The organism is Micromonospora jinlongensis (assembly GCF_013410645.1).
GTDB lineage: Bacteria > Actinomycetota > Actinomycetes > Mycobacteriales > Micromonosporaceae > Micromonospora > Micromonospora zamorensis.
Map to the genome: position 1 here is coordinate 4,538,544 of NZ_JACCHK010000001.1, position 15,678 is coordinate 4,554,221.

A 15,678-nucleotide genomic window follows, 5' to 3' on the forward strand; every position below is an offset into this window, starting at 1 on the left:
CGCTTTCAGCGCCCCCATGGGGGCGCGAAGCCGAAGGGGGCGGTGTGCAGCTCAGCCTCAAATTTGAGGGTACCTAGCAGATCGCCAGTGCGCGCTCGGCTGAAGGACGGCGGCGACGGCCTTTGGCTGGCCGCCGCCCTGTAGCCCGACCGAAGGCTAGAGCCAGGGATGGGGCTGAACCACCGACCTTCCGACTTTCATATGTGTTTAGCCAGTCCCACGATTGGCGGGTGTGTGGCTGTTTAAACCGATTTATTATGAAACAAAATCTACGCAGCGTGACGCTACACTGCGTCTTTTCCTCATTGCGAGCCCTTTGGGCTCACAAGGCGTCGACGGAGGTGCAGTGGCGAAGATCGAACCCAGGTCCGGGCGTTATCGGGTGGCCTGGCGGCTATGCGACAGCGGCGGCCGGCTGATCCGGGATGCGAACGGGAAGCCCTCCTACCAGTCCACTACCTGGTCGACGGAGAAGCTGGCAAAGCGCGCCCGGGACATCGCCGAGGGACACCGCCACTCGTGGACAGCCCGGCAGGTGGAGGACGAGATCCTCGGACCATCCATCGACCACTCGATGCCGGATACCCCTACCCTCGCGAGATGGTTCGATGAGTGGCTCGGTGCCATCACCCGCATCACACCAGGCACCCGGGCAACCTATCAGCAGCAGTTTCGTGATCACATCAACTCCGCCTTTGGCGCCATGCCGTTGGGTCAGATCACGGCGCTCGATGTCGGAAGATGGGTGAACCGTCGCAGGGCCGAGGGTGCGAAGAACACCACGATCACCCGAGACTTCTCCCTGCTGCAGCAGTGCCTGGATGCAGCGATCCGGGCGCGTCACATCGACCGTAACCCCTGCAAGGACACCGACTTCGTCCGCAACCAGACTGCCGACGATGACACCGGCGAGGATGAGGTTGGGGCCTTCGCCCACGACGACTTCGAGCTACTGCGCGAGCGGTTCGACAAGAAGTGGCACCCGCTGCTGAACTTCCTCGCCTACACCGGCGCCCGGTGGTCCGAGGCGACCGCGGTCGCGACAGAGCACATCGTCGCCCCATCGGCGGACAAACCGCAACCGAAGGTGCGCATCTACCGGGCGTGGAAGCGCAGCGGTCTCGGCGCCGAGCGGTACCTGGGCACTACGAAGGGCCGGCGCCGACGCGAGCTGACGGTCGGCATGGAGCTTTTCGAGGAACTCAAGCCCCTACTGAACGGGAAGAAAAAGGGGGACCTGGTCTTCTGCGGCGACGAGGGCCAGATGATCGACTACTCGAACTTCTACCACCGGGTGTGGCGCCCGGCGATGGTCGAAGCGCAGCGCTGCCCGTCGCATCCGCCCGGGATGCGCGGCGAGCGAATTCCGGGGCTAAAGGGCCGGTGCCGAGACCACGGCGGAACCAACGACCAGGGCAAACCCTGCGGGGCGTGGCTGTCGCCGGGATGGAACCGGTGCGTCAATCACATCGGGCCGGACCCAGATGCGGTATCGGACTGTGACTGTCCAGAGGTACTCCGTCTGGAGGTTCCCGACGGCGGCCCGCACCGGCTGCGCCACTCGTGTGCGACGTGGATGTTCGCTCGGGGCGTGCCACCGCTGGTTGTGTCACGCCGGCTCGGACACGCCACCCTAGCAATTACCAGCGAGATCTACGGCCACCTGATGCCGGACTCAGACGAGGAGGCAGCTGCTGCCCTAGCCGGGATGCGCTCGAAGCCGGCCACGGAAGAGGTTGCCGACGAGGACGACATCGACCAAGAGGAGAACCTGGGCGAAGACGAGTAGGTCGTCCGGACAGCACGTTCTCCGGCGCGGGATGCGACGGCTTGACAGGCCCACTACACTCAGTCCGTCGCTACGCGATGCGCAGCACCCAACGGGCGGACTGAGCGTAGTGGACCCACTGTTGCAGTAGCCCGCAACCCGGAGCGGCACCCAAAGCTTCCTCATCATGAATGCCCTGATGTCGTAGTCGCTTCGCGCATCAAGATCGAACTTCCCCCCGGAAAGCACCCTTCCGGCGTTTCAGGGGCTTTGTCCACATTGCGGACGATGAAGAAATTAGGATCGATCCTTCTGGACGGCTGGAAGATGTCGTACCCCCGTGTCATTCTTGACTCAGTCGGCTCTTGGAGGTATGCGATGGCTGCCGCCGTGCACTACCAGGTTCGACACGCGACTGCGCCGGCCCCGAACGGATGTCGGTGGTGTGGCGTCGAGCAGCGCTCTCATGGACAGCGGTGGACCAGGGGTGCCGGGTTGCATACGTGGACGACGCCGACATCGCAGCAGCGTCTCGCGCGCATGCGATCACGGCGTGCATCACGCATCGGGCGGATTGGCCAAATCGATCAGCGCAGTAAAGACGTCGCGTAGTTCCTCTGGAACGTCCTCCGGACGTTGGAGCGTCGCAACCAGATCGTAAACCATCTCGGCTTTGCGCTGCGGTCCCTCCATGCTCTCGGTTTTAAACTCATTCAGGAGAGCATCGCTGAACTTCTTCTCTTGGCGCTTCTCTGCGATCAGCTCAGGGGTCCACGCGTTCCCGTCGGTTCTCGGCCAATTCTCATTGGCGGTAGTGGCCCACTGTTCGTCCGAGAACAGATACTCCAGTTCTCGGTCGTCACCGCCGATCATGAACCTGTCTTTGTCGGGATCAAGGCCGTATTGCTTTATCTTATCGTCGCTAAAGATTTTCTGCTTCTCGCGGCTGTCTGCATCGATGACGAGGGCTACACGTCGGTTGTGGGTCGCGAGGAACTTTGCAAACATCAGGGCGCCCTCGTTGTTATTACATGCCCAGAGCGCGATCCCGGCGGATTGCAGTGGTATTCCCGCGGCCAAGCGGAAGAGCACGGGCAATGATTGTTGCTCCGTCGGCCCCTCAACACCTACGAATAGCCGCTCGTGCAGCAATACACTGTTGCGCAGCCCTAGCGCCGTAGCGATGCCAGAGAGGTGGCGGTCGACCTCCTCGTGCCCCGAGTCGTCCGCCAGGCGCTCCATGACGGTGCGATCATCAACCAATGTGAGATGAACGATGGAGGAGATATCAACGCCGTCAATCAAGTTCATAGAGTGCGTAGCAATGATCATGCGGACTTGCGGAAGGGCGCACTGTTCCCGAATAAGTTGCATTACGCGGCGCTGGTGGTAGTAGTCCAGATGCGTGTCCGGCTCGTCGTAGGCGATCAGGACATCTGAGTTGGTCTCGTCTTCGGTATCCGGGTTCTCGCCTAGAACATGATCCGGGCGTGAGCAAGGCCCTGCTCCCAGCGCGGAGGGCGGGGCTTCGGTCTCATTCCTCAGGAGCTCGCTAGCCCATTCCCAGACGGCCAAGCTGATCCGTCGGGCTCGGCCTGCCCCGGCGGCATCCACAGCGACGGCTTCGCCGTCTGTTCGAGCGAGGCGAAGCTGCGCGGACTTGAAGCCGCTTGAAAAGGAGACTGTGGGCAAAACTTCTACCTGGACGAGGTCTGGGCAGCGTTGCTTGATGTGCTCGCACAGCTCGGTTGCATCCGCCTGCAAGCGTTCGCTCAGCTCCGTCTCAAGCTCACGAACTCTGACGTTGAGGTCTGGGTCTTCTAGATGCCCCTTATATCGAGCATTCAAGATCGTCTTGACCGCAGTGTCGACCGAGGTCTGTTCGCCGCCGAATCGGAGAAGACGTGGCAGCCGCTCCTCGACGGCCGGCGAAGCAGTAACCCAGCCATCGACGTGAGGCCGCTCGCGAGAGAACTGTTCCAGTAGGTCCAGCCAAGCCTGCTTATTGGTCGGAGTCTTGTCGATTGGAACCGAAAACTTCTCCGCTAACTCACGCAGTTCGGCAATTTTCTTGCTTGGTAGGTTCCTCAGCTCCAAATCCGCCGGCACTCTTTTGAAGACTTCGAGTAGCGGCGAGCAGTTACCCAAGGTGCTCCGGCGTATGCGAGCGACTGGGGGTAAGCCCAGTTGGCTTTGCTCCAGCGGGCTGAGGGTGAATGATCCTTCGACCCAAGTGTGGTCAACCCGATCCCCGCCATCAACTGACGGTTCTTGGGCGCCTGGCAGGGGATCGCAGGGTTCGATCTCTGCGGAGTTAGTTGGCGTGCTTGCGGCTCGAAGAAAGGAGCGGTCCGCGTTCTGGAGCGTATAGGGGCCGAGTAGAAACCCGATTGCATCGAGGGTAGCTGTCTTTCCCCCGTCATTATGGCCCGTGAGGATTGTAGGTGCCCCCAGCGGTATAGGGCCGACTAGCGCCAAGCTTCGGAAGCCGGACACCAGGACTGACTCAAGACGCACGCTGGTCACCTCGTCACAGGAAATTTCCGTACTGGCGCTGCTGTCCGCCAGTGACACACGAGTGGGTCTATCACACCAAAGATGATCATCTCTTGTCGCAACGCGGTATCTGGATTTTCGCCGATGGCCGCCTGTTAGAAATGACCAATTTGAGTTATTCATCCCGCGGGGATCGAGGTCAAGTGCTGATCCCGCTCCTGTCGGCTACCCGACATGCCTGGGCTTGAGTGAAGCACCCCGCTGCCGAAATCCCTCAGACCACGTAGCGGCAGCTTGCCGGGCGGGAGCTCAGCCGAGAGAAGTCAGTGACTCCGAGCTTCCGCAAGACCACATTCTGTGGTGCCATCGAAAGGGGTGCGTGCAGGCATCGCGTGGAATCTGGGGGTGTCGGGTGGCTCAACTATCACTCTTCGGACCAACAGGTGAAGAGGTGAATCCAAAGCCTGCCAGCGACGAAGTCGTACGGCTGCGTGTACTCGTAACCGTCAAAGCTGCACCAAATCCGTCAGAGAGGTACGGGGAGACGGTGTGTGTAGCAGGGGTGCGGGCGGAGCTTGAGCATCCGGGATGGGTCCGCCTCTACCCGATCAACTTCCGCTATCTCGACTCGACGGAGAAGTTCGACAAGTACGACATCGTCAGCGTAGACGCCATCCCGGCGCGGGGAGGTGACCAGCGGCGCGAGAGTTGGCGGCCACTAATGGGGACACTTGTAAGAGAGCGGCGCCTACCTCCTTGGAAGCAGCGAAGGACCTGGCTGGATACGTACGTCCAACCTTCGATGTGTCAACTCAACCAGGGTGCGCGGAACACGGCGGACAGCCAGTCTTTGGCCCTAGTGCAACCGTGCGAGGTTGGGGACTTGAAGATCAGGCTGCATGAGGGCTGGACTAAAGAGGAACAACGCAAGATCGACGCCTACGTCAACCAGCTCGACCTCCTTGATGACCAGGACCGAACACCACTGGAGGCGCCGAGGTTCCGGGGCGCCTATCGATATCGATGCTGGGACAGGCGTTGCCGGGGGCATGAGCAGGGCCTGTTGGACTGGGAGTTCGTGGCGCTCCAACGACGTCTGAGCCACTGCTCGGACGAGGAAGCACGCGATGAACTGAAGAAAAAGTTCCTCGACATGATGTGCGCGCCCAAGCGCGACGTCGCCTTCTACGTCGGCAACCAGGCCAAACGACGGCACGTCTTCAGTGTGCTGGGCGTCTACTACCCCGAACGCTAACTGACCGCCGAACAGCTTCTGCAAGCACCACGTCTCGGTGGCAGCGGTGCTGATCGGCCTCGAAGCACAGCACCGCCACCCGCTCGGCAGCCCCGGCAGCAGCTAAGGCGTCGAGCGCACCAGCGGCCTCCGGTCGGCTTAGTAGCGCGGCGAAGACATGGCGGGCCTCGGCAAGCTCGGCTGGCGAGCCGGCGAAGCCTGCGCGGTTGCTCTTGGGGTTACCCAACTCAGGCCGGTGTTCGTACGCAACGCCTACGGCGGCAAGCGCGCGGGTCAAGGCTGTCTTACTGAAGCCCGGTTTACGCGATAAAGGAGTGAGTCGTACATCCACGAGCCGACTGAACTGCGCCTCGGCGAGTCCGTCCGCGAAGCTGGCAATATCGCGCCCCTGGTAGCCAACTCCGATCAAACCGGTCGGCTGCGCAAGTACCTGGCTCTTCATCCTCAGCCCTGCCACGCTCTCCGCGGTAGCGACGACTTCCGGCATCGTCTGCGATCTTGCCACCGATTACCCAGCCTGCCACGTTGGAGGGCCGCAGACTCGCAGTAAGAGCAGAAAAGCGCGTGGGGTGTAGCTCTAGCGGTCACACGCCGTTCCCTCCGTGACATGGCTGATCGCCCGGTGTAGGTCCGATAGGCGGACCGTGACCACCCTGTCTTCTGCCGCGGCGCGCTTTCCGTCAGCGACCAGACCCCGCAGCATCACCGATGGATTGGTGCCTCGACGGCTCGCTTCCTCTACCAACCATCGAGAAAGATCGTCAGGTAGGCGGGTTGAGTAGACCATGGTCACCTTGCGCGACGCGGGCTCCAGGTGTGCACCTGACCAGTCGATGGGTTCTTGTGCTGCCCGGACAGCTTCATCACGGTTCACGGTCGCCTCCTGTCCTCTCGATGGCTTGGCAGTCGCTGGCCGATGGGGCAGCGGTCACGTTCTCGCCGCCGGTGATCCCCCTCACATCCAAGTGCAGTCTACAAGCGTAGACGGGATCTAACCGTGCCCCTCTGCTCACCTTCAGTTAGATCGACGCGGCATGTCTCGCGCACTTGAGCCCTTGGGCTCACGAGGGGCTCATGGTTGGGCTGACTTCCATCAATGAATGAAGCGGACAAAAAGAAGAGCGGTGACCGCGTTTCCGCTGGTCACCGCTCTTGTAGCCCGGCGAAAGGCTATGTGGCCAGGGGCGGGGTCGAACCGCCGACCTTCCGATTTTCAGTCGGACGCTCGTACCAACTGAGCTACCTGGCCGTATCGCTGCTCGGCTCATGCTACCCGGCAACCGGACGAACCGGTGGCAGGGCGACCTGCTCCGATACGCAGAACGCCGCGCGAGGCGCGGCGTCAGCGCTGCGGTCCTGACGGGACTTGAACCCGCGACCTCCGCCTTGACAGGGCGGCGAGCACTCCAACTGCTCCACAGGACCTAGCTTGTGTTGCTCCGACTTGCGCCGGTCGTGCCCCCAACGGGATTCGAACCCGTGCTACCGCCTTGAAAGGGCGGCGTCCTGGGCCGCTAGACGATGAGGGCGGCCCCGCCATCATTGCACACTCGCAACTTCAAGCGGACTTGCTCCCATCCGGCCCCGCCGGAGGCTTGGAAAGCATACGTGATGCCCGGTCGGTCGACAAAATCGGTATCCGCAAGGGCTTCGGGAGAGTCATAACCGCAGGTCAAAGCCGGTCTAACGGAGTTTGGTGATGCCGAAGCGCTTCTTCAGGTCGGCGATCAGGTGGGGGCAGGCGGCGAGCGTCGCGGCCCGGTCGCCACCCCCGTCGTGCAGCAGCACGATGGCGCCGGGGCGGGCGGCGGTGTGGATCCGCTTGCCGATCGTGGCGGCGTTCGGCTTGTCCCAGTCCTGGGGGTCGACCGACCAGTGCAGCGGGTGCATGCCGAGATCCTTCGCCACCGCCAGCACCTCCGACGTCCACCGGCCGCCCGGCTGCCGATAGAAGGACACCTTGGCGCCGGGTGCCGCTGCCTGGATGGCCTTGTTCGTGCGTTCCAGGTCGGCCTTGATCTCGTTGACGGGCCGTCGGGCCAGGTCGAGGTCGTGCCGCCAACTGTGGTTACAGAGCTGATGCCCCTCGCGGGCGATCCGTCGGACCAGCTCCGGATGGCGCTGCACCTCGCGACCCACCACGCAGAAGGTGGCGGTCACCTTGGCTGCCCGCAGTTGGTCGAGCACCTTGGGCGTCCAGGTTGGGCTGGGCCCGTCGTCGAAGGTCAGGACCACCGGGCGTACGCCGCTGTTGCGCCGCAGGCCGGCCGGGAGCTTGGCCGGCAGCGGCCGCAGCGGAGGCTTGGGCGGCTTGGCGACCGTGGGATGCGGTGACGGCGTGGGGGTGGGCGCAGTGGTGGACTCCACCGGCTGCGGCGCGCCGGCGGGCGCGATGGTGTGGTCCGGCCCCGCGCAGCCGGACAAGACCAGTGCCACGGCGAGGACGGACGCCAGGACGGCGCGGGCTCGCATCTGCTCGCTCCCGGAGGGGTCGGGGTAGGCGGACCCGCCCGACGGTAGTTCACGCGGTCACCGGGCAACAGTGCGATCAGTCACGCCTCGACTGGTCCAGGGAGTCACGGACCGCGACGGCGAGCGAGACCGCCTCGGCCAGGTCGACCGGCCGCACCACCCCGGCGGGCAGCGTGTCGGCACGCCAGCCGGGGCCGGCGGCGAGCGCCAACAACGGGCGGCGGGGTGCGGCGAGCAACGCGCTGAGCTGGGCCGGGTCGGCGGTGGCCCGGGTGTGCGACCAGAGCACCACGGCAGCCGGACCGGTCCGGTTGACCGCCTCCACGAGAGCGGCCACCGGCACCCGGGCGCCGAGCATCCGGTAACTGATCCCGGCCTCCGCGAGCGCGGCGGCCAACGCCTCCAGTGGCAGGGTGTGCTGCTCCTCGTCCGCACAGGAGAGCAGGATCCGGGCCGGACCGGTGGGAACCTTGGCCCGACTGGCCGCCGCGAGAGCCTCCGAGACGCAGCGGGACACCAGGTGTTCCACCTCGATCAGGCCGGTGGTGGCGGCGTGGCGTTCGCCGATGCCGGCGAGCACCGGGCGCAGTAGACCCTCCCAGGTGGCGACGACCCCGACGGTGGCCAGGGCGTGCGCGATCGTCTCGCTGATCGCCGCCGCGTCCAGCCGCATGGCGGCGCGGGCCAGACCACGGGCTGCCGGGCCGGCGCGGCCGACCGGGATGGTGCCACCGCCGTCGCGGGCGGACGGGTGGACCCGGACGGTGCCGGCGGTGCCGGCGGGCGTCGGATCCGGTGCCTGGCGAGCCCAGCGAGCCGCCTCGGCGGGGCTCACCCCCTCGGCGGTGAGCCGTCGCATGATTTCGAGACGGGCCAGGTCGGTCGCGGTGTACCGGCGGTGGTGACCGGGGATGTGCTCACTGGGCCCGAGCCCGTAGCGCTGGTGCCAGGTGCGGAGCGTCGTCACCGCGACCCCCAACCTGCGTGCGACCGCGCCCGCGCTCAGCGCCTCATCGACCACCCGACCGCTCCGCCGAGTCATCCGCCGACAGACCAGGCGGGGTCACGGCCAGGCCGGGTGTTCCGGACGCGGAGCCCGAGGGGTGCAGCAGCCGGTTCACCACCCCGCCCAGCCAGGGCGCGTACGACCGGGGGTCGATATCCAGCTCGGCTTCCAGCGCGGTCGGATCGGCCCACCGCAGCTCCTCGACCTCGTCCGGGTCCGGCAGGAGCGGGGCTCCGGGCAGAAATTCGCCCCGCAGCACGTGGTCGTACTCGAATTCGACTCGACCGGTTGCCGGGTCCTCGGCGTAGTAGACGTAGACGCCGACCTCGGTCAGCTCGACCGGGCCCGCGCCCAACTCCTCGCGTAGTCGCCGGTTGGCCGCCTCGGCGAGAGACTCGCCGGGCTGGGGGTGGCCACAGCAGGCGTTGGCCCAGCGCAGCGGGAACCGGGTCTTGACGGCGGCGCGCCGCTGGAGCAACACCTGGCCGTCCGAGTCCACCAGCAGCACCGAGAAGGCACGGTGCAACTGCCCCGGAGGCTGGTGCGCGGCCGCGACGGTCGTCTCGCCGTGGGCCTCGCCGTTCTCGTCGACCAGCTCGACGAGGTGGTCCTCGCGGCTGCTCATCGGCCTTCCCCGGTGATCCGACCGGCGGCGAGCTTGCCGGAAATGAGCACCATCGGTACGCCGACGCCGGGCTGGGTCCCGGAGCCGACGAAGACCACGTTCGACAGCTTGCGGTGCAGGTTCGACGGGCGGAACGGGCCGGTCTGGAAGAGGGTGTGGGCGGCGGCGAACGGCGTGCCCGCAGCCATGCCCTGGTCCTCCCACTCGGCCGGGGTGATCGCCCGCAGCACCTCGACGCCAGCACCGAAGCCGACGTAGCCGCGCTCCTCCAGGGTGCCGATCAGCTGATCGCTGTAGCGCCGGGTCAGGTCGCCGCGCCACTCGAACGGGGCTCGGTGCAGGTTCGGCACGGGAGCCAGCACGTAGTAGGTGTGCCGATCGGGTGGGGCCACCGACGGGTCGGTCCGGCTCGGGTTGGTCACCAGCAGCGACGGGTCGGTCATCAGCTCGCCCCGCCGGATGACCTCATCGAAGGTGCCCTTCCACGCGCGTCCGAAGTGGATGTTGTGATGGGCGATCTTTTCATATCCCTGTCGGGAGCCGACGTGCAGAACGACGCAGGACGGGGAGTAGGTGAGCCGGCGCTGCGGGGCGGCGGGGAGCAGGTCCCGGTAGGCGACCGGCAGGTCGGGGTTGAGCACCACCACGTCCGCCGGCACCAGTTCGCCGTCGGCGGTGAGCACACCGGTGGCGCGGCCGTTCGCGGTCTCGACCCGGGTCACCGTGGTGCCGTACCGGATCTGCACGCCGTGCTTCTCGGCCGCGCCGGCCATCGCCTTGGAGACCGCGTGGATGCCGCCGCGCGGGAAGTAGACCCCGGCCACCGAGTCCAGGTACGCGATGACCGTGTAGATGGCCAGCGCGTCGTGCGGGGCGAGGCCGGCGTACATCGCCTGGAAGGAGAAGATCCGCTGGGTACGCGGGTCCCGGAAGAATTGGTTGATCTTCGTCTGGAGGCGCCGGAAGGCTCCGCTGGCGAGCAGCTTGAGGAGGTTGCCGGTGATCAGGTCGGTAGGCGCGTCCAGGTTGCGGTCGATGAAGTCGGCTCGCTCCAGGCGCCACAGCTCCCGCGCGTAGTCGACGAAACGCAGGTAGCCGTCGGCCTCGCGCGGCCCACAGACCCGGGAGATCTCCGCCGCCATCCGGGTGGTGTCGGTGAGCACGTCGAGCGTGGAGCCGTCCGGGTAGTACGCCCGGTAGGCAGGGTCGACCGGGGTCAGGTCGAGCCAGTCGTGCAGCTCCTCACCGACCGCGCCGAGCGCCTCGGCGATCAGGTCGGGCATGGTGAGCACGGTCGGGCCGGTGTCGAACTCGTAGCCGTTGACCCCGAGTCGGCCGGCTCGCCCGCCCGGCACCAGCTCGCGTTCCAGCACTGTCACCTGCCGGCCGCTGCCGGCCAGGTGCAGCGCGCAGGCGAGCCCGCCCAGCCCGGCCCCGACGACCACCACCCGGTCCGTCCGTCCTGTCACCGTCCGCACGTGACCACCTCTTCCAGAAAGTCGCTCATCAGGCCCGCCGGTTGGTGGCGGCGGTGGCCAGCCCGGTCAGCGCGGTCCGCGCCGTCCGGTCCACGGGTGCGGCGTCGAGCGCGGCCAGCGCGTCGCTCACCCGCTCCGCGATCATCCGCTCCACCCGGGCCACCGCGCCGGTCTCCACGACCAGCTCGGCGAGCCGGTCGACCGGCCCGTCGCCGGCCCGATCCATCGCCCGGAGCTGCGCGGGCGTGGACAGCTCGCGGGCCAGCATGAGCAGCGTGGTCGGTTTGCCGGTGCGGAGGTCGTCGCCGGCCGGCTTGCCGGTGTCGGCGGGATCGCCGTAGACGCCGAGCAGGTCGTCGCGGAGCTGGAACGCCTCGCCGACGGCAAGGCCATAGCGGGTGTACGCGGAGACCAGCGCGTCGTCGACGGGCACCCCGGCCAGGCAGGCCCCGAAGAGCAGTGGTCGCTGGACGGTGTAGCTGGCGGTCTTGTAGCGGGCCACCCGCAGCGCCCGGTCGACCGACCAGCTCGCCGGGTCGTTCTCGCCGAGCACGTCGAGATATTGCCCGGCGACCGTCTCCACCCGCATCTGGTCATAGCAGCGCCGCACTTCGAGCAGCCGGGCCGACGGCACTGTGGCCTGGGCCAGCAACCGATCGGCCCAGACCATGCAGAGGTCACCGATGAGCACGGCGACGGCTTCGCCGAATCGACCGGGATCACCCCGGTGGCCTGCGGCGATGTGCTGTTCGGCGAGCGCGACGTGTGCCGTTGGCCGGCCCCGGCGGGTGGTGGACGCGTCCATCACGTCGTCGTGCACCAAGGCGAAGGTGTGCAGCAGCTCCAGCGCGGCCAGCGCGGGCAGGACGGGTGGGAGTGCCTCGGTGCCGCCGACCGCCCCGCGCCACCCCCAGTAGGCGAACGTGGAGCGGATCCGCTTGCCGCCGACGAGGACGGCTTCCCGCGCGGTGGCGGCGAAGCGGCCCATCGAGATGTCGATCTCGGCGAGGGAGTCGACCTCGGCGGTGAGGAAGGTGGCCAGGGTCTCATCGACCGCGGTGATCAGGTCATGGGTGTACGCGGCCAGAACGGCGCGGACCGGATCGTCACCGTCCCCCGGCCCCCGCTGCGCCACACGGGTCGCATTGCCCGCAACTGCGTCGTTGGCCATGCGACTGAGCGTACCCTAGGCTACGAGTTGCGTCGATTGGTGCGTCGATAAAATAAGGAGGGCCGGTGGACACTGATCTCACCGCTGCCTATGACCGGTGCCGTGAGCTGCACAAACGCCATGGCCGCACCTACTATCTCGCCACCCGGCTGCTCCCCGCATGGAAACGACGACATGTGCACGCTCTCTATGGGTTCACCCGGTACGCGGACGAGATCGTCGACCGCACCGAGGACCTACCGCAGGTCGAGCGGGCCGCCCGCCTCGACGACTGGGCCAGCCGATTCGTGTCCGGCCTGCACGGTGCGTCGGTCGACGACCCGCTGCTGCCGGCCGTGCTGCACACCATCGCCGTCTTCGACCTCGACCGGGACGACTTTGCGTCGTTTCTGAAGAGCATGGCCATGGACCTGACCGTCACCTCGTACCCCACGTACGACCACCTGCTCGATTACATGGAGGGCTCGGCGGCGGTCATCGGCACCATGATGCTGCCGATCCTCGGCACCTCCGACCCGGTGGCGGCACGGGAGCCGGCGCGGCAGCTCGGCTTCGCGTTCCAACTCACCAACTTCATCCGGGACGTCGCCGAGGACCTCGACCGGGGCCGCACCTACCTGCCGGACGAGGACCTGGCGAAGTTCGGCGTCGCCCGCGAGGAGCTGGCCGAGGCCTGCGCCCGGGGCCGCGGCACGCCCCGGACCCGCGAGCTGATCGAGTACGAGGTGACCCGCGCCCAGGCGCACTACGCCGCCGCCGCGCCGGGCATCACCATGCTGGCGCCAGCCTCGCAGGCCTGCATGCGCACCGCGTACGCGTTGTACGGCGGCATCCTCGACGAGGTGGCCGCGCAGGACTACGACGTCTTCACCCGGCGGGCACTGGTGCCGCAGCGGCGACGGATGGCGGTGGCCGCACGGGCTCTGCTCACCTCGACCGGTACGCCGGTCACCATCCCCGGACCGACGGTCCACCCGCAGACCCGGTGACCGCAAGCACCGCGATCGTGCTCCTCACCCGCGACCTGCGGGTGCACGAGCACCCGGCGCTGGCCACCACCTGCGCGGCCTTCGACCGGGTGGTTCCGCTGTACGTGCTCGACCCGGCACTGGCCGCCCTGTCGGCCAACCGCACCCGGTTTCTGCACCAGGCGCTCGCTGAACTGCGGGCCGAGCTGCGCGAGCGCGGCGGTGACCTGGTGGTACGCCACGGCGACCCGGTGGCCGAGACGATCCGGTTGGCCGGCGAGGTCGACGCCACCGCCGTCGCGCTCTCCGCCGACGTCAGCCACTACGCCCGGCGCCGCGAGCGACGACTACGCGCGGAGTGTGAGCGGCACCGGCTGCACCTGCGACTGTTTCCCGGCCTGACCGTGGTCGAGCCGGGAGCGTTGCGGCCCGGTGGCGGCGGCGACCACTACCGGGTGTTCAGCCCCTACCACCGGGCCTGGGCGGCCAGTCAGTGGCGTGCGGAGTTGGCCGCGCCGCACCGGGTGGAGCTGCCCGGCGGGGTGAGCGTGGGAAACCTGCCGGAGCCGCCGGTCGGGGACTCGCCGGAAGCGGCGGTCGGCGGCGAGCGGGTTGCCCGGCAGCGGCTCACCGACTGGCTGCCCGACCTGGACCGCTACGACGATCAGCACGACGACATGGCCGGCGACGACACGTCCCGGCTCAGCCCGTACCTGCGGTTCGGCTGCGTGTCCCCACTGGCCGTGGCCAACCGGGCCGGGGACCGGTCCGGGCCGTTCGTCCGGCAGATCTGCTGGCGGGACTTCTACTACCAGGTCACCGCCGCCTTCCCGGAGATCTCGACGTCGGCGTACCGGCGGGGCGCCACCGAACAGTGGCGCTACGACGACGACGCGTTGGCGGCCTGGGCCGAGGGTCGGACCGGCATGCCCATCGTCGATGCCGGGATGCGGCAGATGCGTACGCAGGGCTGGATGCACAACCGGGCCCGGCTGATCACCGCCGGCTACCTGACCAAGCACCTCGGGCAGGACTGGCGACCCGGGGTGGCCGTCTTCTTCCGCTGGTTGCTCGACGGGGACGTGGCCAACAACTCCGGCAACTGGCAGTGGGTCGCCGGCACCGGCAACGACACCAAGCCGTACCGGGGGTTCAACCCAGTCCGGCAGGCCGAACGGTACGACCCGGACGGCGACTACGTGCGCCGGTGGGTGCCGGAGCTGGCGAAGGTGCGGGGCAAGGCCGTGCACCAACCGTGGCGACTGCCCGACACGCTCCGCCAGACGCTCGACTATCCGCCGCCGCTCTCGGTGCCGGGCACCGACCCCGTCTGGCTGCGCTGATCAGAGGCAGGAGTGCAACACCTCGACCAGCTCGTCCACCCGGTCGTGCTCGGCGAGGTGCGCCGTGGCGTACCCGAAGGTGTAACCGCGCTCCGGGTCGGCCCACGCGCTGCTGCCGCCGATGCCGCCCATGCCCCAACTGCCGTCCGGCTCCCACTGCATGCCCAGCGTCCACCGGACCTGGCGGTCCAACACCAGGTCCGGCCCGTCGTACTGGACCCGGGTCGCCTCCGCCAGCAACTCCGCGCTGAACAGTCGGACACCGTCCAGGACACCACCGGCCAGCAGACCGGCGTAGAGCCGGGCCAGGCTGGAGGCGGTGGCGTGCAGGTTGACCGCGGGCATCTCGGCAGCACGCCAGAGCGGGCTGTTCAGCACGGCCAGGTCCAGCCCTCCGGCCGGGTTGCCCAGCGCGCGCGCCCGCAGCGATCCTGGCTCACCGAGCTTGCGGGCCGGCCACTGTGGGTCGCCGTAGCGCAGGTCGGCGCAGCGCCGCTGATCCGCGTCGGCCAGCCCGAAGCCGAGGTCGAGCTGCCACCGGTCGGCGATCTCCTCGGCCAGAAACCGGCCCACCGAGCGCCCGTCGACCCGACGCACCACCTCGCCCACCAGGTGCCCGTACGTCCAGGCGTGCTCCCCGGCCACCGAACCCGGCGCCCACTCGGGGTCGGCGGCGGCCAGGTCGCTGGTGAGCAGCGTCCAGTCCGCGATTGCGGTGGCCGGCCGGGGTACCGGAAAGGCCGGCAGCCCGGCGGTGTGCGACAACACCTGTCGCACGGTGGCGGGGGTGCGGAACTCCGGCCAGTACCGGTCGACGGGCGCGTCGAGGTCCACCTGCCCCCGGTCGACGAGCATCAGCAGGCAGAGCGCGGCCACCGGCTTGCCGACCGAGTAGACGTTGACGAGCGTGTCCGGCCGCCACGGCTCACCGTCCGGACCGGCAGCGTTCCGAGTTCCGCCGATCAGGTCGACGACGGGCTGGCCGTCGTACCAGATGACCAGGCCGGCACCGGTCTCCCGGCCGGAGGTGAGCAGGTCGTGGAAGCAGTCCCGGACCGGTGCGAAGCGTGCGTGCATCCCGCAACGGTAGGCGTCC

12 protein-coding genes and 3 tRNA genes are annotated in these 15,678 nt (G+C 67.5%); 4 read left to right on the forward strand and 11 right to left on the reverse strand.

Features of this window, described 5'->3' with window-relative positions:
* Nucleotides 1-346: 346 nt before the first annotated feature.
* Nucleotides 347-1,789 carry a tyrosine-type recombinase/integrase gene (locus tag HNR22_RS20235; RefSeq protein ID WP_179781663.1) on the forward strand — a complete coding sequence of 481 codons (1,443 nt, stop codon included), beginning with the start codon at nt 347-349 and terminating at the stop codon, nt 1,787-1,789.
* A gap of 537 nt (nt 1,790-2,326) precedes the next feature.
* Here the strand turns inward: HNR22_RS20235 and HNR22_RS20240 are convergent.
* The gene (locus HNR22_RS20240) at nt 2,327-3,877 is read right to left on the reverse strand and encodes an ATP-dependent nuclease (RefSeq protein ID WP_218906545.1); all 1,551 of its coding nucleotides are present in this window, start codon (nt 3,875-3,877) and stop codon (nt 2,327-2,329) included.
* Between the two features lie 1,270 nt (nt 3,878-5,147).
* Here HNR22_RS20240 and HNR22_RS31445 point away from each other — a divergent pair.
* Entirely contained in the window at nt 5,148-5,519 is a 372-nt protein-coding gene (locus HNR22_RS31445; RefSeq protein WP_246380957.1) for a hypothetical protein, read from the forward strand.
* Here the strand turns inward: HNR22_RS31445 and HNR22_RS20250 are convergent.
* The 9 genes from HNR22_RS20250 to HNR22_RS20290 all read right to left on the reverse strand — a co-directional run bounded on the left by HNR22_RS20250 (nt 5,485) and on the right by HNR22_RS20290 (nt 12,271).
* Nucleotides 5,485-6,006 (reverse strand): DUF488 domain-containing protein, encoded by a 522-nt coding sequence (locus HNR22_RS20250; RefSeq protein ID WP_246380958.1) that lies wholly within the window; start codon nt 6,004-6,006, stop codon nt 5,485-5,487. The genes HNR22_RS31445 and HNR22_RS20250 overlap by 35 nt on opposite strands.
* 688 nt (nt 6,007-6,694) lie before the next feature.
* Nucleotides 6,695-6,768, reverse strand: a tRNA-Phe gene (locus HNR22_RS20255).
* Between the two features lie 102 nt (nt 6,769-6,870).
* A tRNA-Asp gene (locus tag HNR22_RS20260) sits at nt 6,871-6,944 on the reverse strand.
* A 31-nt stretch (nt 6,945-6,975) separates the two neighbouring features.
* A tRNA-Glu gene (locus HNR22_RS20265) sits at nt 6,976-7,048 on the reverse strand.
* A 154-nt stretch (nt 7,049-7,202) separates the two neighbouring features.
* The gene (locus HNR22_RS20270) at nt 7,203-7,991 is read right to left on the reverse strand and encodes a polysaccharide deacetylase family protein (RefSeq protein WP_179781664.1); all 789 of its coding nucleotides are present in this window, start codon (nt 7,989-7,991) and stop codon (nt 7,203-7,205) included.
* Nucleotides 7,992-8,067: 76 nt separating this feature from the next.
* Nucleotides 8,068-9,012, reverse strand: a complete 945-nt coding sequence (locus HNR22_RS20275; protein WP_179781665.1) for a MerR family transcriptional regulator — start codon at nt 9,010-9,012, stop codon at nt 8,068-8,070.
* A complete protein-coding gene (gene idi / locus HNR22_RS20280; RefSeq protein ID WP_179781666.1) occupies nt 9,002-9,622 on the reverse strand; it encodes an isopentenyl-diphosphate Delta-isomerase in 621 nt (206 codons plus the stop codon). Before idi ends, HNR22_RS20275 begins: the two co-directional genes overlap by 11 nt.
* A complete protein-coding gene (crtI, locus tag HNR22_RS20285; protein ID WP_179781667.1) occupies nt 9,619-11,100 on the reverse strand; it encodes a phytoene desaturase family protein in 1,482 nt (493 codons plus the stop codon). Before crtI ends, idi begins: the two co-directional genes overlap by 4 nt.
* Before the next feature lie 28 nt (nt 11,101-11,128).
* Nucleotides 11,129-12,271, reverse strand: coding sequence for a polyprenyl synthetase family protein (locus HNR22_RS20290; RefSeq protein WP_179781668.1), 1,143 nt, complete (start codon nt 12,269-12,271; stop codon nt 11,129-11,131).
* Nucleotides 12,272-12,336: 65 nt separating this feature from the next.
* Between HNR22_RS20290 and HNR22_RS20295 the strand changes: the two genes are divergently transcribed.
* Nucleotides 12,337-13,260 (forward strand): squalene/phytoene synthase family protein, encoded by a 924-nt coding sequence (locus HNR22_RS20295; protein ID WP_179781669.1) that lies wholly within the window; start codon nt 12,337-12,339, stop codon nt 13,258-13,260.
* Nucleotides 13,257-14,582, forward strand: a complete 1,326-nt coding sequence (locus HNR22_RS20300; RefSeq protein ID WP_179781670.1) for an FAD-binding domain-containing protein — start codon at nt 13,257-13,259, stop codon at nt 14,580-14,582. The genes HNR22_RS20295 and HNR22_RS20300 overlap by 4 nt, the downstream gene beginning before the upstream one ends.
* Here the strand turns inward: HNR22_RS20300 and HNR22_RS20305 are convergent, their stop codons facing one another.
* A complete protein-coding gene (locus HNR22_RS20305; RefSeq protein ID WP_179781671.1) occupies nt 14,583-15,659 on the reverse strand; it encodes a serine hydrolase domain-containing protein in 1,077 nt (358 codons plus the stop codon).
* Between the last annotated feature and the right edge of the window lie 19 nt (nt 15,660-15,678).

Coding starts and splice junctions, on each gene's coding strand:
- HNR22_RS20250 (WP_246380958.1), bottom strand. CDS start 6,006: ATGCCGGAAGTCGTCGCTACCGCGGAGAGCGTGGCAGGGCTGAGGATG.
- HNR22_RS20270 (WP_179781664.1), bottom strand. CDS start 7,991: ATGCGAGCCCGCGCCGTCCTGGCGTCCGTCCTCGCCGTGGCACTGGTC.
- idi (WP_179781666.1), bottom strand. CDS start 9,622: ATGAGCAGCCGCGAGGACCACCTCGTCGAGCTGGTCGACGAGAACGGC.
- HNR22_RS20290 (WP_179781668.1), bottom strand. CDS start 12,271: ATGGCCAACGACGCAGTTGCGGGCAATGCGACCCGTGTGGCGCAGCGG.
- HNR22_RS20305 (WP_179781671.1), bottom strand. CDS start 15,659: ATGCACGCACGCTTCGCACCGGTCCGGGACTGCTTCCACGACCTGCTC.